17 protein-coding genes are annotated in these 16,677 nt (G+C 72.8%); 10 read left to right on the top strand and 7 right to left on the bottom strand.

Translation table 11 applies throughout. The annotated features are described in order from the left end of the window. Positions 1–26: 26 nt before the first annotated feature. Entirely contained in the window at positions 27–4,664 is a 4,638-nt protein-coding gene (gene scy, locus AC07AW_RS01580) for a polarized growth protein Scy (RefSeq protein ID WP_478813514.1), read from the bottom strand. A gap of 213 nt (positions 4,665–4,877) precedes the next feature. Continuing rightward, the gene (gene mce, locus AC07AW_RS01575) at positions 4,878–5,330 is read right to left on the bottom strand and encodes a methylmalonyl-CoA epimerase (RefSeq protein ID WP_478813513.1); all 453 of its coding nucleotides are present in this window, start codon (positions 5,328–5,330) and stop codon (positions 4,878–4,880) included. 137 nt (positions 5,331–5,467) lie between these two features. Between mce and AC07AW_RS01570 the strand changes: the two genes are divergently transcribed. Further along, entirely contained in the window at positions 5,468–6,676 is a 1,209-nt protein-coding gene (locus AC07AW_RS01570) for an acetyl-CoA C-acetyltransferase (RefSeq protein ID WP_478813512.1), read from the top strand. A gap of 25 nt (positions 6,677–6,701) precedes the next feature. Beyond that, entirely contained in the window at positions 6,702–7,658 is a 957-nt protein-coding gene (gene meaB / locus AC07AW_RS01565) for a methylmalonyl Co-A mutase-associated GTPase MeaB (RefSeq protein ID WP_190107174.1), read from the top strand. 63 nt (positions 7,659–7,721) lie between these two features. Here meaB and AC07AW_RS01560 read toward each other — a convergent pair whose 3' ends face one another. The 4 genes from AC07AW_RS01560 to AC07AW_RS01545 form a co-directional block, all read right to left on the bottom strand. Next, complete coding sequence (locus AC07AW_RS01560) at positions 7,722–8,198, bottom strand: MarR family winged helix-turn-helix transcriptional regulator (protein ID WP_376588855.1); 477 nt, start codon at positions 8,196–8,198, stop codon at positions 7,722–7,724. Between the two features lie 83 nt (positions 8,199–8,281). Then, on the bottom strand, positions 8,282–9,061 hold the full coding sequence (locus AC07AW_RS01555; RefSeq protein WP_478813511.1) for an AIM24 family protein: 780 nt from the start codon (positions 9,059–9,061) through the stop codon (positions 8,282–8,284). Then, entirely contained in the window at positions 9,058–9,708 is a 651-nt protein-coding gene (locus AC07AW_RS01550) for an AIM24 family protein (RefSeq protein ID WP_478813510.1), read from the bottom strand. Before AC07AW_RS01550 ends, AC07AW_RS01555 begins: the two co-directional genes overlap by 4 nt. After that, positions 9,708–10,346 (bottom strand): AIM24 family protein, encoded by a 639-nt coding sequence (locus tag AC07AW_RS01545; protein WP_041662875.1) that lies wholly within the window; start codon positions 10,344–10,346, stop codon positions 9,708–9,710. The genes AC07AW_RS01550 and AC07AW_RS01545 overlap by 1 nt, the downstream gene beginning before the upstream one ends. Positions 10,347–10,453: 107 nt before the next feature. Here AC07AW_RS01545 and AC07AW_RS01540 point away from each other — a divergent pair, with 107 nt between their 5' ends. The 5 genes from AC07AW_RS01540 (at position 10,454) to AC07AW_RS01520 (ending at position 13,338) form a co-directional block, all read left to right on the top strand. After that, positions 10,454–10,798, top strand: a complete 345-nt coding sequence (locus tag AC07AW_RS01540; RefSeq protein WP_478813509.1) for a DUF3817 domain-containing protein — start codon at positions 10,454–10,456, stop codon at positions 10,796–10,798. Further along, complete coding sequence (locus AC07AW_RS01535; RefSeq protein WP_093874043.1) at positions 10,795–11,091, top strand: MTH1187 family thiamine-binding protein; 297 nt, start codon at positions 10,795–10,797, stop codon at positions 11,089–11,091. Before AC07AW_RS01540 ends, AC07AW_RS01535 begins: the two co-directional genes overlap by 4 nt. Positions 11,092–11,249: 158 nt before the next feature. Beyond that, positions 11,250–11,972, top strand: coding sequence for a hypothetical protein (locus AC07AW_RS01530; RefSeq protein WP_478813508.1), 723 nt, complete (start codon positions 11,250–11,252; stop codon positions 11,970–11,972). Continuing rightward, positions 11,969–12,652, top strand: coding sequence for a DUF4166 domain-containing protein (locus AC07AW_RS01525; protein WP_478813507.1), 684 nt, complete (start codon positions 11,969–11,971; stop codon positions 12,650–12,652). The genes AC07AW_RS01530 and AC07AW_RS01525 overlap by 4 nt, the downstream gene beginning before the upstream one ends. Next, on the top strand, positions 12,649–13,338 hold the full coding sequence (locus AC07AW_RS01520) for a TetR/AcrR family transcriptional regulator (RefSeq protein WP_478813506.1): 690 nt from the start codon (positions 12,649–12,651) through the stop codon (positions 13,336–13,338). The genes AC07AW_RS01525 and AC07AW_RS01520 overlap by 4 nt, the downstream gene beginning before the upstream one ends. Before the next feature lie 3 nt (positions 13,339–13,341). On the opposite strand, the gene AC07AW_RS01515 is transcribed toward AC07AW_RS01520, so the two are convergent. After that, complete coding sequence (locus tag AC07AW_RS01515; protein WP_478813505.1) at positions 13,342–14,334, bottom strand: ArsR/SmtB family transcription factor; 993 nt, start codon at positions 14,332–14,334, stop codon at positions 13,342–13,344. 80 nt (positions 14,335–14,414) lie between these two features. On the opposite strand from AC07AW_RS01515, the gene AC07AW_RS01510 reads away from it, so the two are divergent. The 3 genes from AC07AW_RS01510 to AC07AW_RS01500 are packed head-to-tail and all read left to right on the top strand — an operon-like array spanning position 14,415 to position 16,624. Further along, entirely contained in the window at positions 14,415–15,728 is a 1,314-nt protein-coding gene (locus AC07AW_RS01510; protein ID WP_478813504.1) for an MFS transporter, read from the top strand. A gap of 9 nt (positions 15,729–15,737) precedes the next feature. Then, positions 15,738–16,247 (top strand): MarR family winged helix-turn-helix transcriptional regulator, encoded by a 510-nt coding sequence (locus AC07AW_RS01505; RefSeq protein ID WP_392156656.1) that lies wholly within the window; start codon positions 15,738–15,740, stop codon positions 16,245–16,247. Between the two features lie 44 nt (positions 16,248–16,291). Further along, positions 16,292–16,624, top strand: coding sequence for a DUF3817 domain-containing protein (locus tag AC07AW_RS01500; RefSeq protein WP_351183775.1), 333 nt, complete (start codon positions 16,292–16,294; stop codon positions 16,622–16,624). Positions 16,625–16,677 lie beyond the last annotated feature (53 nt).

The raw sequence follows: 16,677 nt of genomic DNA, 5'->3' as shown, positions 1-16,677 counted from the left end.
TGGAGAATGTCCAGCCTTTTGAGTGGCTAGCCGTCCTGGGACTTGCCACTCGTACGAGTGGACCCTGCCGACGCACCCGCCTTGACCCCGTCCTTTCCGGCGGACGGCGTCTCGAAAGACTCCAACGCCTCCAGGACGTCCTGGACACGGGAGATCTCGGCATTGATGTCCTTGCGACGCCGCGTCAGCACCTCGAGTTCGCGCTGGCCCTCCTGGACCGTCTTCTCCGCCTCGGCCGCGGCCTCGTCGCGGATCCGCTCGGCCTCCGCCCTGAGGGCCTCGGCCTCGGCGATGACCGAGGCCTTCTTCTGCCCGGCCTCCTTGAGGAGCCCGTCCGCCTTGCGGACCGCGGCGATGCGGACCTTGCTGGCCTCCGAACTCGCGTCGGAGATCATCTCCTTCGCCTTCTCCTCGGCCTCGGCGCGCTGCTCCTCGGCCGCCTTCACCAGCTTGTCGACGCGCTCGCCGGCCGTCCTCATCTGCTCGGCGTTCTCGCGCCGCGCCCGCTCGTGCAGCTCCTCGATCTCGCCCTCGACCCGGCCCCGCAGCTCCTCGGCCCGCTCCCTTATGGCCGTCGCGTCGCTGCGCGCCCCGACCAGGAGCTCGTCCGCGTCCGTGCGGGCCTTCTCCACCAGCGAGTTGCCCTCGACGGTCGCCTCGGCGACGATCCGCTCGGCCTCCTTGCGGGCCGCGCCGACCATCGTGTCCGCCTGCGACTCGGCCTCCGTGGTGGCGCGCAGCGCCTCCTCCTGGGCCTTGGCGACGAGCTGGTCGGCCTGCTCGGCCGCGTCCGAACGCTTCCGGGCCCCGGCCTCGCGGGCCTCGTCGAGGGTCCGGTCCGCCTCCTCGCGGGCCTCCGCGCGCATCTGCTCGGCCGCGGCCGCGGCGTCCGCCTTCACCCGCTCCGACTCGGTACGGATCCGCTCGGCGTCCCGCAGGGCCTCGGCGATCGCCTCGGCGCCCTCGGCCCGCAGCAGCTCGGCCTCCTCCGAGGCCGCGGCGACGGTGCGGCCGGCCTCGGCGCGGGCATCCGCGCCGACCGAATCGGCCAGCTCGGCCGCCTCGTTCACGATCCGCTCGGCCTCGGCGGTCGCCTCGCCGACGAGGGTGTCGGCCTGCTCGGCCGCGTCCGTGCGGCGCTTGTCGGCGGCCTTGCGGGCCTCGTCCAGGATCTGGTCGGCGTCGGCGAGCGCGGCGTTGCGCAGGGCCTGCGCGTGCGCCTCGCCGTCGGCCTTGACCTGCTCGGCCTCCGCGCGCAGCCGCTGGGAGTCCTGCTCGGTCGTCTCGCGCAGCTCGGCGGCCTCGGCCGCGATCCGCTCGGCCTCGGTGGTCGCCTCGCCGATGAGGGTGTCGGCCTGCTCGGCGGCGTCCGTGCGGCGCTTGTCGGCGGCCTTGCGGGCCTCGTCGAGGACCTGCTCGCCCTCGGCACGGGCCTCCGCACGCAGCGCCTCCGCCTGCGCCTCGCCGTCCGCCTTGACCTGCTCGGCCTCGGTCCGGAGGCGCGCGGCGTCCTGCTCGGTCGTCTCCATGAGCTCGACCGCCTCGGCGGTGAGCCGCTCGGCCTCGGTGGTCGCCTCGCCGATGAGGGTGTCGGCCTGCTCGGCCGCGTCCGTGCGGCGCTTGTCGGCGGCCTTGCGGGCCTCGTCGAGGACCTGCTCGCCCTCGGCACGGGCCTCGGCCCGCAGCGCCTCCGCCTGCGCCTCGCCGTCGGCCTTGGCCTGCTCGGCCTCGGTCCGAAGGCGCGCCGCCTCGGCGCCGATCCGCTCGGCCTCGGTGGTCGCCTCGCCGATGAGGGTGTCGGCCTGCTCGGCCGCGTCCGTACGGCGCTTGTCGGCGGCCTTGCGGGCCTCGTCCAGGACCTGCTCCGCCTGGGCGCCGATCCGCTCCGCCTCGGCACGGGCCTCGCCGACCGTCGACTCGGCGCGCTCGGCGGCCTCCGAACGGATCCGGTTCGCGTCCTCCCGGGCGTCCGCCCGCGTGCGGGCCGCGTCCTGCTCGGCCGAGGCCAGCGAGTCCGTCGCCTCGGTCCGTACCCGCTGCGCGTACTCGGCGGTGTCCGCCCGCAGCTTCTCCGCCTCGGCGAGCGCGTCCGTGACCGTCCGCTCCGCCAGCGCCTTCGCGGCCTCCGACTCCTCCTGGGCACGCGCCCGCGTGCGGACGGCGTCCTCGGACGCCCGCTCCCGCTCCTCGTACGCGTCGGCGCGGACCCGGTCCGCCTCCTCCTGCGCCTCGGTCCGCGTCCGCTCGGCCGCGTGCTCGGCGGCGGAGCGCAGCCCGGTGATCTCCTCCTCGGCCTGCTCGCGCAGACCCGCCACCGAGTCCCGCACCTCCTGGGCGGTCTGCTCGGCCGCGGTGACCATCTCGGTCGCCCGCGCGTCCGCCTCCTCGACCAGGCGCTGCGCCTCGGTCTGCGCGTCCTCGACCCGCTTGCGGGCGGCCGCGAGGAGCTCCTCGGACTGCTCCCGGGCGTGCTCGCGCTCCCGGCCGGCCTCGGAGCGGGCCGACTCCAGGGTCTCCTCGGCCTCCCGGCGGCGCCGGACGGCCTCCTCCTGCGCGGCGGCCAGCGCCTCGGCGGCCTCGGCGGCGACCCGCTCGGCCGCGGCCGCGGCCTCGGCCCGCACCCGGTCGGCGGTCTCCTGGGCCTCCGACCTCAGCCGCTCGGCCTCCTCGGACGCCTCGTTGCGCAGCCGTACGGAGGCGGACTCGGCCTCGGTACGCGTGGTGGACGCGTCCGACGCGGCCTCGGCGCGCAGCCGCTCGGCCTCCTGCTCCGCCTGCTCCTGGAGCGTGCGGATCCGCTCGGCGGCCTCGGTCCGCAGCCGCTCCGTCTCCTCGGCGGCCTCGCGCCGGATCCGCTCGCCCTCGGCCCGCGCGTCCGTGAGCTCCTCGCCGGCGGCCGCGACCTTCGCCTCGGCGTCGGTGTGCAGCCGGGTCAGCTCCTCCGCGGCCTCCACGCGGCGCGCCTCGGCGGCCCGCTCGGCGTCCGCGCGCAGCCCGGCGGCGGCCTCCTCGGCCGCGCCCTTCACCGAATCGGCCTGCTCCTCGGCCTCGGCGCGCAGCCGCTCGGCCTCGGCGCGGGTGCGCTCCAGGGTCTCCTCGGCCTGGGTGCGGAGCGTCTGGGCGCGCTCCATCGCCTCCGACTTGACCCGCTCGCTCTCGGCACCGGCCTTGGTGCGCTGCTCCTCGGCGTCCGTGCGGGCCTTGGTGAGGAGCTCCTCGGCGGTCTTCGCCGCCTCCTCGATCTGCTGGAGGGCCTCGCGCCGGGCCTCGGAGCGGATCCGCTCGCCCTCGTCGACGGCCTCGGCGCGCAGCTGCTCGGCCTCGCCGCGGAGCCGTCGGGCCTCCTCCTGGAGCTCGACCGTCTTGGCGCGGTACTCCTTGGTGTCGTCCTTCGCCGAGCCGAGCAGTTCGTCGGCCTGCTCCCCGGCCTCGGCGCGCAGCCGGTCCGCCTCGGTCTCGGCCTCGCGGCGGACCCGCTCGGCCTCCTCGGCGGCCTTGCGGGTGGTCTCCCGGGCGTCCTCGGAGGCCTTGGTGAGGATCTCCTCGGCGTTGCGGGCGGCCTTGGCGAGGGCGGCGGCGGAGTCCTCCGCGGCGGCCGTGACGGCCTTGTCGGAGGCCTCGGTGACAAGCTTCTCCGCCTGGGCGGTCGCCTCGCGGAGCTTCTCCTCGGCCTCGGCCTTGAGCGCCTCGGCCTCCTTGGTGGCCTCGCCGACGAGCCGGGCGATCTCCGTCTTGGCGGTGCGGGTGCGCTGCTCGTTGACCGACTCGGCGGAGGCCAGCTGCTTGGCGGCGCTCTCCTTGGCCTCGGTGAGCGCCTTCTCGGCCTCGGCGCGGGCGACCCGGAGCTTCTCCTCGGCCTCCTGCATGCGCTGTTCGGCGGCGCGGGAGAGCTCGGTGGCCTGGCGGCGGGCCTGGTCGGTCTCGGCGGCGGTGTTCGAGCGGAGCTGCTCGGCGTGGCTGGTGGCCTCCTGCGCCTGGCTGGAGGCGGCGGTCAGGAGCCGCTCGGCGTCCTTGCGGGCGCGCAGCAGAATGGCTTCGGCCTCGGCACGGGCGGACTCGGCCTCGGCGCCGACGCGGCGGCTGGTCTCCTCGGCGACCCGGGTGGCCTCGGCGCGGGCGGTGGCGAGGGACTGCTCGGCCTCCGCGCGGGACTCCTCCATCAGGCGGCGGGCCTGGGACTCCGTGCGGGCGCGCAGCTGTTCCGCCCAGGCGACGTTCTCGTTGACGTGCGCCTCGACGGTCTGGCGGCGCTCGTTGAGCTCCTGGTCGAGCTGCTGGCGGCGCTGGACGGCCTCGTTGTGCAGCTCGGCCTGGAGCCGGGCCTGGTGCTCGGCGTGCTCCTGGAGGATGCGCTGGGTCTGGGCGCGGGCCTCGCGCAGCTCGCGCTCGGCGTCCTGGCGGAGCTGTTCGGCCTGCGCCTGGGCGTTCCGCAGCAGCTGCTCGGCCTGGTAGCCGATGTCGGCGCTGTCGTACGCCGGCCGGGACGCGATGGTGCGGCGCGCCTCGTGGAGCTTGGCGCGCAAGACCTCGACCTGGTAGCCGAGGTCCTCGGCATGCTGGACGGCCTTCTCGCGTTCGGTCTTCAGCCGGTCCATCTCGGCTTCGAACCTGGCGAGATGGTCGTCTTCAGCTCGGTGGCTCTCCTGGCGTTCGTAGCCCCGCACTGCGCGGTCCCATCCTTCCCCGAGCTCTTCGAGCAGGGGATACCCCAACCCTGGTCGCAACTCCTGCGAGCACGCCCTCACGGCCGAGGACGGACCCCCGGGGAATCGTGGCAGATCGGACGACCCCGACATCCCGACTTCGGTGCCGCACGAAACGGCCCCGACCGGCCCCGGCCCGGAGTCGCCCACTCTACCGGGCCAGGAATCCGGAGGTCAGTGCTCCGCTGAGGAGTGGTCAGCGGACGGCTTGGCCGAGGTGACCAGTTCCGTGAGGACGCCGTGGCAGTCCTTGGGGTGGAGGAAGGTGATCCGGGAGCCCATGGAGCCGATCCGCGGCTCGTCGTAGAGGACACGGACGCCCTTGCCGCGGATGGCCTCGGCGTCGGCGTCGACGTCGGCGGTGCCGAAGGCGATGTGGTGCACGCCCTCGCCGTTCTTGGCGAGCCACTTGCCCACCGCCGAGTCCTCCCGGGTGGGCTCCAGGAGCTGGAGGTAGGAGGCTCCGCCGTCGTCGGTCGAGTTGATCTTGAGCATGGCCTCGCGGACGCCCTGCTCCTCGTTGACCTCGGAGTGGAAGACCTCGAAACCGTACGTGGCACGGTAGAACTCGACGGTCTTGTCCAGGTCGAAACAGGCGATCCCGATGTGGTCGATACGCGTCAGCATGGATCCAGTGCACCGCCGGAAAGGTGGTTACGCAACGTGCGCGCGATCACACCATCGCGCCGGTGACCCGGCGCCGCACCGCTCAGTACATTGGCGGTAAACCCTCGTTCACTCCTCATCCCAAGGGGCCGTGCCTCATGTCTGGAACGACCGGTACCACCTCAGTGATCGTCGCGGGCGCCCGCACGCCCATGGGTCGCCTGCTCGGCTCGCTCAAGTCCTTCTCGGGCGCCGACCTCGGCGGCTTCGCCATCAAGGCGGCCCTGGACCGGGCCGGCATCGGCGGCGACCAGGTGCAGTACGTGATCATGGGCCAGGTGCTCCAGGCGGGCGCCGGGCAGATCCCCGCCCGCCAGGCCGCGGTCAAGGGCGGCATCCCGATGAACGTCCCCGCGCTCACCATCAACAAGGTGTGTCTGTCGGGTCTCGACGCCATCGCGCTCGCCGACCAGCTGATCCGCGCCGGCGAGTTCGACATCGTCGTCGCCGGTGGCCAGGAGTCCATGACCAACGCCCCGCACCTGCTGCCGAAGTCCCGCGAGGGCTTCAAGTACGGCGCCATCGAGATGCTCGACGCCATGGCGTACGACGGTCTCACCGACTCCTTCGAGGGCATCGCCATGGGCGAGTCCACGGAGAAGCACAACACCCGCCTCGGCATCGGCCGCGAGGTGCAGGACGAGCTCGCCGCCCTCTCGCACCAGCGCGCCGCCGCCGCCCAGAAGAACGGCATCTTCGAGGCCGAGATCACCCCGGTCGAGATCCCGCAGCGCAAGGGCGAGCCGGTCGTCTTCTCCAAGGACGAGGGCATCCGCGCGGAGACCACCGCCGAGTCCCTCGGCAAGCTCCGCCCGGCCTTCGCCAAGGACGGCACCATCACCGCCGGCACCGCCTCGCAGATCTCCGACGGCGCCGCCGCCGTGGTCGTGATGAGCAAGGCCAAGGCGGAGGAGCTGGGCCTGGAGTGGATCGCCGAGATCGGCGCCCACGGCAACGTGGCCGGCCCGGACAACTCCCTCCAGTCGCAGCCGTCCAACGCGATCCTGCACGCCCTCAAGAAGGACGGCCTGGACGTCTCCGACCTCGACCTGATCGAGATCAACGAGGCCTTCGCCGCCGTCTCGCACCAGTCCATGAAGGACCTCGGCGTCACCCCCGAAAAGGTGAACGTCAACGGTGGCGCCATCGCGCTCGGCCACCCGATCGGCATGTCCGGCGCCCGTCTGGTGCTGCACCTGGCCCTGGAGCTCAAGCGGCGCGGCGGCGGCGTCGGCGCGGCGGCCCTGTGCGGCGGCGGCGGTCAGGGCGACGCGCTGATCGTTCGCGTTCCCGGCAACGGCAAGTAGTCCCGTCCTTTAAGGAGCAGCGCAGATGGTGGACGTCCCCGAACTCGTCGCCCAGGCACGGGAGGGCAGGCCGCGGGCCGTGGCCCGGCTGATCTCGCTCGTGGAGGGGGCGTCCCCGCAGCTGCGCGAGGTGATGGCGGCGCTCGCGCCGCTCACCGGCGGCGCGTACGTGGTGGGCCTGACCGGCTCGCCGGGCGTGGGCAAGTCCACGTCGACGTCCGCGCTGGTCTCCGCGTACCGCCGGGCGGGCAAGCGGGTCGGCGTCCTCGCCGTCGACCCGTCCTCGCCGTTCAGCGGGGGAGCGCTCCTGGGTGACCGGGTCCGGATGTCGGAGCACGCCTCCGACCCGGGCGTCTACATCCGTTCCATGGCCACCCGCGGCCACCTGGGCGGGCTCGCCTGGTCCGCCCCGCAGGCCATCCGCGTCCTGGACGCGGCCGGCTGCGAGGTGATCCTCGTGGAGACCGTCGGCGTCGGGCAGTCGGAGGTCGAGATCGCCTCCCAGGCCGACACCTCGGTCGTGCTCCTCGCGCCGGGCATGGGCGACGGTATCCAGGCCGCGAAGGCGGGCATCCTGGAGATCGGCGACCTGTACGTGGTGAACAAGGCCGACCGGGACGGCGCGGACGCCACCGCCCGGGAGCTCAACCACATGCTGGGTCTGGGCGAGGCGCGGGCCGCGGGCGACTGGCGGCCGCCGATCGTCAAGACGGTCGCGGCGCGCGGCGAGGGCATCGACGAGGTCGTGGAGGCGCTGGAGAAGCACCGCGCCTGGATGGAGGAGCACGGGGTCCTGGCGGAGCGCCGCCGGGCCCGTGCCGCGCGCGAGGTGGAGACCATCGCGGTCACCGCCCTGCGCGAGCGCATCGGCGATCTGCACGGCGACCGGCGCCTGGACGCCCTCGCCGAGCGGATCGTGGCGGGCGCCCTCGACCCGTACGCGGCCTCGGACGAGCTGGTCGCGAGCCTGACCGGAAACTGATCCCCCGAATGTACGAGAAGGGCCCCTCCGGTCGCCGGAGGGGCCCTTCCGTTCTCTGTCAGGTCACGGCTTGCCGCGACGGCCGCGGAGCTGTTCGGCGACCGGCTTCAGGGACTCGTGGAGGTCGCCGAGAGCCTCGCCGGTGAGCTGGTCGATGAAGTGCTTGCGCACCGACTCGACGTGGTGCGGGGCGACCTTGCGCATGGTCTCCATGCCGTCGTCGGTCAGGACGGCGTAGAGCCCGCGCCGGTCGGACTCGCAGTTCTCGCGGCGTACGAGACCGGCGTTCTCCATGCGGGTGATCTGGTGGGAGAGCCTGCTCTTCGACTGGAGGGTGGCCGCGGCGAGGTCGCTCATGCGCAGCCGCCGCTCCGCCGACTCCGAGAGGTTGACCAGGATCTCGTAGTCGTTCATCGTCAGGCCGAAGGGCTGGAGGTCCCGCTCCAGCTGGTACGTCAGCATTCTCTGGACGTCCAGGAACGTGCGCCAGGCGCACTGCTCGCCGTCGGTGAGCCACGGAGTGGCGGTCTCGGTCTCCATATATGGATTCTACCTAAGAAGTTGAATACTTGACGAAGTCTGGGAGCGTGCGTTCGAGGACGTCACGCTCCGCAGACTACCGGCTACAGGCCGAAGCGACGCTGGAGGTCACCGAGCTGGCCGGGAAGGCGCGGTACCGAGCCGAGCGCCCCCTGGCCGGAACCATGCACCCCGCCCGGAACACCCGCCTGCGCCGGCGGCGCGCCGATCGCCCGCTCCGCCATCAGCAGCTCCGTCGACTGGAGCAGTACCGTCCCCGCGCCGACGAACTCGAACTGGTGCTCCTCGCCCGAGGTGCCGCCGATCCCCGTCAGCGCGCGCACACCGCCCATCACGCCCGTCATGTAACCGTGGTCGTAATGGTGACAGGGCGAGGGGCAGTCCGCCCAGCCGACGAGCGCCTGCGGGTCCACCCGCATCGGCGGCTCCATGAAGACCACCGGACCGTTCGACGCGGCCACGAACTTGCCCGTGCCGATCAGCGTCACGAAGCCCGGCACGATCGACTGCTTCAGCGCCAGCGTCGGCTGGTACGCGAGCAGGTTGCCCGAGCGGATCGTCAGATTGCCCTCGTCCAGGTCGTACGAGTTCACGTCGAAGGCGCGGTCCGCGAGCAGCATCTTCCCGCTGCCCTCGGCCACCACCCAGTCGCTCGCGTGCAGCGGCGAGTGGAAGGACGTCCGCACCAGCCGGTCGAGCCGCCCGTGCCCGATGCCGTTGAACTCGATCCGCCCGTAGTAGGCGATCATCTTCCCCTTCTGCAGGAACCACTGCGAGCCCTTGAGCTCGACGCAGAAGGTGTACGGATTGACGTTGTCGTCCGACGGCAGGGAGTGCGGGTCGTGGATGACAGGGGTGCTCACAGCTTCTCCTCCGAGGCCTGGACGTACACCGCGCCGCTGCCGCTCAGCTCCAGCTGGAACGCCTCGCCCGAGCCGCGCCCCACCATGTCGCGCCAGCCGAGCGCCGTGGAGAGCTTGTTCCGCACGTCGCCGTGGTGCGCCACGTACGCCTGCGGGTCGACGTGGACCGGGTTGCCCGGGGTGATCGGCAGCTGGATGACACCGCCGTGCGCCATGACGGCCACCGAGCCGTGACCCTTCAGGGTCGTGGTGAAGAGGCCCTGGCCGGTCACCTGGCCGCGGACCATGCCCATGACCCCGCCCTGCGAGCCCATGAACATGGTGCCCTGCTCCAGCGTCCCGTCGAAGGCGAGCAGCCGGTCGGCCTCCACGTACAGGGTGTCGCCCGTCAGCGCGATCACCTGGATGTGGTGGCCGCCGTGCCCGAACATCACCGTGCCGTTGCCCTCGACGGTCATCAGCGGGGTCGCCTCGCCGGCCACCCGGCGGCCGATCATCGACATCAGGCCGCCCTGGCCGCCCGCCATGTTCGGCGTGAAACTGACATCGCCGCGGTACGCGAGCATCGCGCCCCGCTGACTGAACATCCGCTGCCCGGGGACGACGGTCGCCTCGACCATCTTCGAGTTGATCTCGCGGAACGGCATCAGACGTCGCCCCCGATCGTGTTGCGCTCGCTCGGCTGCACGTAGACGAGACCGTCGCCCTCGAAGCGGATCTGGAAGGCCTCGCCGCCGCCCTCGCCCATGAGGGTGCGGAAGGTCACCCCGGACTGAAAGTGCTGCTGGAGGTTGCCCTGGTGGGCGATGTACGCGCCGGGGTCGACCTGGAGCGGGTACTGCGGGGTCACCCGCAGCACCACCGCCGGACCGTCCGACATGATCGCCGCCTGGCCGGTGCCCTCGACGGTCGTGGTGAAGAGACCGTTGCCGGTGGCCCCGCCGCGCAGACCCGTGAACGTGGTGCCGGTGCGCAGCCCCGCGTCGGTGCAGAGCAGATTGCTCGCCTCCACCCAGAGCTTGTCGCCGTGCAGGGAGACGAGGTTGATCTCGGAGGCCCGGTCGGCGAACCAGCAGGTCCCCTGGCCGCGGACCTCCATCACCTCCATCTGCTCACCCGTGAGCCGGCGGGTCACCATGCCGCGCAGGCCCTCACCGCCGCCACTCATCTTCTTGAACGCCATCTGGCCGTCGTAGGCGACCATCGAGCCGTTCTTCGCCTTGACGGCGTCGCCGGTCATGGAGACGGCGAGCACTTTGCTGCCTTGGAGTCGGAACGTTGCCACCCGAGGAAGGTACTGGGCCCCCGGCTAAAGAGACAGCAAAGTCCCCGTGCACAATGGACGGGCCCTTGTGCATCCGTTCACAAGATCGAACGAAGGTGACCCCCTCCGTGGACATCAAGACCGCTTCCTCCCTCCACCGACTCCGGCTCGTCTCCGCGCCGGAGGCCGTCTCGTTCCTGCTCCTGCTGGTCTGCTCGGTGCTGAAGCGGACGACGGACTTCAACGCGGTGCCGGTCATGGGCGCGATCCACGGCATCCTCTTCATCCTGTACGTCCTCTTCTGGCTGGACGCCTGGAACCGCACCAAGTGGAGCTTCGGGACCGCCGCCCTCTACTTCGTCCTCTCGGTGCTGCCCTTCGGCGGCTTCTACGCCGAGCGGAAGCTGAAGCGCGAGGCCGAGGACGCGGTCATCGCCTCCCGCGCCCGCGCGGAGAGCGCGGTGAAGGCATGATCGTCGCCTTCTCCGTGACCCCGCTCGGTGTGGGCGAGGAGGTCGGCGAGTACGTCGCCGACGCCGTCCGGGTCGTCCGGGAGTCCGGCCTGCCGAACCGCACCGACGCCATGTTCACCTCCGTCGAGGGCGAGAGCTGGGACGAGGTCATGGACGTCGTCAAGCGCGCCGTCGCCGCCGTCGAGGCCCGCGCGCCGCGCGTCTCCGTGGTGATGAAGGTCGACATCCGTCCGGGCGTGACGGACGGCCTGACCGCGAAGGTCGAGACGGTGGAGCGCCACCTCGGCGCCTGACGCCAACACCCCGTGCGCACGAAGCCCCCGGTCCTGATCCAGGACCGGGGGCTTCTGCCTTCTGTGCGGTTGAGCGAGTGCTCAAAATCGGCTACGTTCCCTCCCGAGGCAGTTTTTGAGCACTCGCTCAAAATGCTGGACGAGCTGGGGGGACACCCATGGGCCTCTACATCGAGACACGCGTGCGCGTGGATCTGGAGACGCTCTGGGAGCGCACGCAGGAACCCGACCGCCACCAGCGGTGGGACCTGCGCTTCACGGAGATCTCCTATCTCCCGCGCGCCGAGGGCGAGCCCCAGCACTTCCGCTACGCGACCCGCGTCCTGCCCTTCCTGGCCGTCGCCGGCACCGGTGTCTCCGCGGGGGAGCGCCACCGGGCCGGCGGCGAACGGGTCTCCGCGCTGCGGTTCGCCTCGGCGCATCCGCTGTCGCTGCTCGCCGAGGGCAGTGGGTACTGGCGGTACGTGCCCACCGAGGACGGCGTCCGGTTCCTCACCGGCTACGACTACCGGCCGCGCTGGGGCTTCCTCGGGCGCCTCCTCGACCGGGCCCTCTTCCGGCCCCTCATGGGGTGGGCCACCGCCTGGTCCTTCGACCGGCTGCGCCTCTGGTGCGAGCGGGGGATCACCCCGGAGCGGTCCCGCGACCGGTGGCTGATCGAGGCCGCCGTCCGGGTCCTGCTCGTCGTCGCGCCCCAGGCCATCGCCTTCCTGCCGCTCGCGCCGCTGTCGCTCGCCGCCGTCCCGCTCACCGTCCTCGGGCTCGCCGTCGCCGTCCTCGCACCGCCCTCGTCGCGCGCCCCCGCCGCCCGGCGCTGTCTGCGCACCCCGCCCGCCCGCCACCGGGAGCCCCGGCTCCTCGCCACCCTGGAGCAGCCGTGACCTCGATCTTCCGCACCGTCATGGGGGACGCCCAGTTCGAGCGGCTCCACCCCGAGCTCCAACGGCGCTTCTCGGTCGGGCTCGCGAGCGGCGAGCTGTGCGTCGGACGGGGCGTCATGGACCACATCTGGCACGGCCGGGCCTTCGTGAAGCCCTTCCTCGCGCTCGGCGGGCTGCGGAACATCCTGCTGCCGCGCACCGGCCGCGACATCCCCTTCACCATCGAGAACGTCCCCTACGCCGACTCGTACGGGCGGGAGACCGTCACCTTCGTCCGCACCTTCGCCCTGCCCGGCGGCCCCCGCCGCTTCGACGCCACCATGGTCCACAGCCCCGAGCGCGACTGCGTCCTCGACTACCTCGGCACCCACCAGCACCTCGCCAGCGACCTGCACCCCACCGCCCAGCCCGACGGCTCGCTCCTCATCACCTCCGGCGAACACCGCTTCCGCGAGGGCCCGCTCGACGTCCGCGTCCCCGACCTCGTGGGCGGCCGGGCCGAGGTGTGCGAGTCCTTCGACGAGCGCACCGGCCGTTTCCGCATCGACGTCCGGGTCGTCAACCGCCACTTCGGGCCGCTCTTCGGCTACCGGGGGTCCTTCACCGCCACCTACGCCGACGTACGCTCCCGAGGGGTGCGCGCGGGGCTGCGCCCGGTGCGCGAGGAGGTACGGGCATGAGCGGGCGGACCGCGGAGGGCGTGAAGGCCACGAAGGCCGCGGGGCAGGACGCGAGGAGCCAGGAGACCCGCGAGAAGCTGCTCGACGGCGCCCTGCGCACCCTCGTCGAGCAGGGCATCGCCAAGGCCTCCGCGCGCGCGATCGCGACCACCGCCGGGGTCAACCAGGCCCTCGTCTTCTACCACTTCGGCTCCGTCGACGAGCTGCTGTCCGCCGCCTGCCGGCACGGCGCCGAACTGCGGGTCGCCCGCCACCGGGAGCGGCTGCGCGCCGTCTCCAGCCTCGGCGACCTGCTCGCCTTCGGGCGCGAGATGCACACCGAGGAGCGGGACGCCGGCCATGTCGCCGTCCTCGGGCAGCTGCTCGCCGGCGCCCAGACCCACCCGCGGCTCGCCCCGGCCACCGCCGCCGGGCTCGACCTGTGGATCGCCGAGATCGAGCAGGTCCTCGTCCGTGTCCTCGCCGGGACCCCGCTCGCCGAGTTCACCGACCCCGCCGGGCTCGCCCGCGCCGTCGCCGCCTCCTTCGTCGGACTCGAGCTCTACGAAGGGGTCGACCCGGCGGGCGCGGAGGCCGCGCTCGCCGCGCTCGAACAGCTCGGCGCCCTGATGGCCGCGGTCGAGGAGCTGAACCCGGTGGCACGGAAGGCCGTCACGTACACACTGCGCCGCCGGCTTGAGCCCTGAGGCTCATCCCACGTCGGGCCGCGACAGCGCGATGCCCAGCGGAGTCCGCTCGTACAGCACCTGATGGCCGTAGCGCCGCGAGGTCAGGAGCCCGGCGTCCCGCAGCACCGCCAGGTGCGCGGAGACCGAGGAGGCCGCCCTGCCCAGCCGGTGCGCGAGCGCCGTCGTCCCCGTCGGCTCGTCGAGCGCGCACAGCACGTCCGCGCGGACCGGCCCGAGCAGCCGGGCCAGCGCCTCCGGGGTGCGGTCCCCGGCCTCCGACCACAGACCGCCGATCCCGCGCGCCGGATAGACCACCGTCGGCTGCCAGGGCGGATCGAAGCCGCTCACCACATCGGGCCAGGTGAACACCGACGGCATCAGGACGAGCCCCTGCCCCTCCAGCGGCCGGACGTGCCGGCCGGCGTACGCGACGGTGAGCGTCGCGGTCCCCGCGTCCCACGAGAAGGCCGGGTGCAGCTCGTCCAGGAGGCGTTCGAGCCCGCCCTCCGCGAGCCGCCGCGAGTGGTACGCCACGTCCGCCTCCAGGAGTGCGCGCAGCCGGGGCCAGTCCGGGGCGATCAGCGTCTCCCACGCCGCCCGGAGCAGCTCCGCGAGCCGCAGCACCGCACCGGCGGGGTCCGCGAGCAGCCGCCGCCCCTCCGCCGTCTCCGCCGCCCCCGGGGTCTCCGCGAGCGCCCGCGCGAAGTCGTCCAGGACCAGCGCCGGATCCGTCTCCCGTACGGCCGCGATCTCGTCCTCGAAGGCGGCGGCGGGGCCCAGCGGCGGCGGGTAGAGGAAGTCCGGACTGTGCCCGCGCAGCGGCATCAGCAGATGCAGCGGCCCGAGGTCGAGCTCCCGCGCGGCGTCCGCGATCCGCCGCATCCACGGCAGGTGGTAGCCCTGCTTGGCGGGCCGTGCGAGCACCCGCACCGCGGAGTGCGTCTCCCAGAGCGGCGAGATCGCGAACCGGATCCGCAGCGGGTCGGCCTCGCCGAAATGCAGGTGGTACGGCACGGGGCCCCCTGGAACGACCGGAACATTCGCCTGGAGCCGAAAGTCTAGGGCGCGGCACCCGCGCCGGGCACGCTGCGTCCATGCCCGAGAACGACACCCGGGCGCCCTCCCGGGCGCCCGTACCCGCCCCTGCCCCCGAGCCGCCCGCCCGGCCCACCACCACCGAGACCGAGGCCGCACCCGCGTCCCCCGGATACCGTGCCGTCTTCGCCGTGCGGGAGTTCCGGTTCGTGTTCGTGGCGCATCTGTTCTCGCTGCTCGGGGTCGTCGTCAGCGAGCTCGCGCTCACCGTGCTCGTGTACGACATGACACGGTCGCCGCTGCTCTCCTCCCTCACCTTCGCGCTCGGTTTCCTGCCGTACCTCCTCGGCGGCACCCTCCTCGCCGGGCTCACCGACCGGCTCCCGCCCCGGCGCATCCTCGTCGTCTGCGACCTCGTCTGCGCCGGCTGCGTCGCGCTCATGGCCGCGCCCGCCACCCCCGTCGCCGTGCTGCTCGCCCTGCGCTGCGCCATCGCCGTCGTCTCGCCCGTCTTCAACGGCACCCGCATGGCGACCCTCGCCGACATCCTCGGCGAGGGCGACCTCTTCGTACTCGGGCGCTCGCTCCTGCGGATCGTGTCGCAGAGCGCCCTGCTCACCGGCTTCGCCGCCGGCGGCGTCCTCCTCACCGTCGTACCCCCGCGCGGCGCCCTCGTCGTCACCACCGCCACCTTCCTCGCCTCCGCGCTCCTGCTGCGGCTCGGCACCGTCCGCCGGCCCGCCCGGGCGGGCGGCGGGGCGAGCGGGCTCTCCGGGACCTGGGCCGTGCTGCGGAACCGGCGCGTGCGCGCCCTGATGCTGATGTTCTGGGTGCCGCCGCTCTTCGCCGTCGTCCCCGAGGCCCTCGCCGCGCCCTACGCCGACGAGATCGGCGTCTCCACCGCCGCCCTCGGCCTCCTCATGTGCGCCCTGCCCGTCGGCACGATCGCGGGCGAGCTCTTCGCCGGATCGTTCCTCTCCGCCGCGACCCGCTCCCGGATCGTGCTGCCGCTCGCCGTCATCGGCGTCCTGCCGTACCTCCTGTACGGTCCCCGGCCGGGCGTCGCCCTCGCGGCCGTCGCCCTCTTCCTGGCCGGTGCCACCGGCGCGTACACCCTCGGTCTCGACGCCTGGTTCGTCGCCGCCGTCCCCGAGGAGCAGCGGGGGAGGGCGATGACCCTGATGACCGCGGGCATGATGACCGTCCAGGGCGTCGGCATGGCCGGGGCCGGGTTCGCGGCCGAGTTCGCCCCTGTGCACACGGTCGTGGCCGGGACCGGCGTCCTCGGCACGTTCTGCCTCCTCGCCGCCGCCGCCGAGCTGCGGGCGACCGAAAGGCGAGACGGGGCTGACCGGCATATGACCAGTCGGTAAGGTCAATGCGTGCCGAAGCCGCTCAGTCTCCCGTTCGACCCCATCGCCCGAGCCGACGAACTCTGGCAGAAGCGCTGGGGCCCGGTCCCCTCGATGGCCGCGATCACCTCGATCATGCGCGCCCACCAGATCCTCCTCGCGGAGGTCGACGCGGTGGTCAAGCCGTACGGGCTGACCTTCGCGCGGTACGAGGCGCTGGTGCTGCTCACCTTCTCCAAGGCCGGTGAGCTGCCGATGTCCAAGATCGGCGAGCGGCTGATGGTCCACCCCACGTCCGTGACGAACACGGTGGACCGGCTCGTGAAGTCCGGCCTCGTCGACAAGCGCCCCAACCCCAACGACGGGCGCGGGACCCTCGCCTCCATCACGGAGAAGGGCCGCGAGGTCGTCGAGGCGGCGACCCGCGACCTGATGGAGATGGACTTCGGGCTCGGGGCGTACGACGCCGAGGAGTGCGCCGAGATCTTCGCGCTCCTCCGCCCCCTCCGGGTCGCGGCGCACGACTTCGACGAGGGCTGACCCCCCGCGAAGATCGCCCGGAACGTGCCGTTACGCTCGACGGCATGAAATCCAGCGTGCTGACCCGCTACCGCGTCATGGCGTACGTGACCGCGGTCATGCTCCTCATCCTGTGCGCGTGCATGGTCGCCAAGTACGGCTTCGGCGTCGGCGAGGACCTGACCTTCGCGGTCTCCCAGCTCCACGGCGTCCTCTACATCATCTACCTGATCTTCGCCTTCGACCTGGGCTCCAAGGCGAAGTGGCCGTTCGGCAAGCTCCTGTGGGTGCTGGTCTCCGGCACCATCCCGACCGCCGCGTTCTTCGTCGAGCGCAAGGTCGTCGCCGAGACGCTTCCGCTGGTCAGCGGCGCGCAGACGGCTCCGGCGAACGCCTGATCAAGGCCTGGCACCCCCCTCCGCACGTATGTGCGGAGGTTTGCCATCGACAT

The sequence above is a fragment of the Streptomyces sp. NPDC044003 genome, assembly GCF_056435185.1.
Note: the sequence above shows the minus strand (reverse complement) of the source record. Positions and strands in the feature narration are given on the sequence as shown.

What these genes read in the sequence shown, in the direction of transcription:
- mce (WP_478813513.1), bottom strand. Translation starts at nt 5,330, where the DNA reads ATGCTGACGCGTATCGACCACATCGGGATCGCCTGTTTCGACCTGGAC.
- AC07AW_RS01570 (WP_478813512.1), top strand. Translation starts at nt 5,468, where the DNA reads ATGTCTGGAACGACCGGTACCACCTCAGTGATCGTCGCGGGCGCCCGC.
- meaB (WP_190107174.1), top strand. Translation starts at nt 6,702, where the DNA reads ATGGTGGACGTCCCCGAACTCGTCGCCCAGGCACGGGAGGGCAGGCCG.
- AC07AW_RS01560 (WP_376588855.1), bottom strand. Translation starts at nt 8,198, where the DNA reads ATGGAGACCGAGACCGCCACTCCGTGGCTCACCGACGGCGAGCAGTGC.
- AC07AW_RS01550 (WP_478813510.1), bottom strand. Translation starts at nt 9,708, where the DNA reads ATGCCGTTCCGCGAGATCAACTCGAAGATGGTCGAGGCGACCGTCGTC.
- AC07AW_RS01535 (WP_093874043.1), top strand. Translation starts at nt 10,795, where the DNA reads ATGATCGTCGCCTTCTCCGTGACCCCGCTCGGTGTGGGCGAGGAGGTC.
- AC07AW_RS01530 (WP_478813508.1), top strand. Translation starts at nt 11,250, where the DNA reads ATGGGCCTCTACATCGAGACACGCGTGCGCGTGGATCTGGAGACGCTC.
- AC07AW_RS01520 (WP_478813506.1), top strand. Translation starts at nt 12,649, where the DNA reads ATGAGCGGGCGGACCGCGGAGGGCGTGAAGGCCACGAAGGCCGCGGGG.
- AC07AW_RS01510 (WP_478813504.1), top strand. Translation starts at nt 14,415, where the DNA reads ATGCCCGAGAACGACACCCGGGCGCCCTCCCGGGCGCCCGTACCCGCC.
- AC07AW_RS01500 (WP_351183775.1), top strand. Translation starts at nt 16,292, where the DNA reads ATGAAATCCAGCGTGCTGACCCGCTACCGCGTCATGGCGTACGTGACC.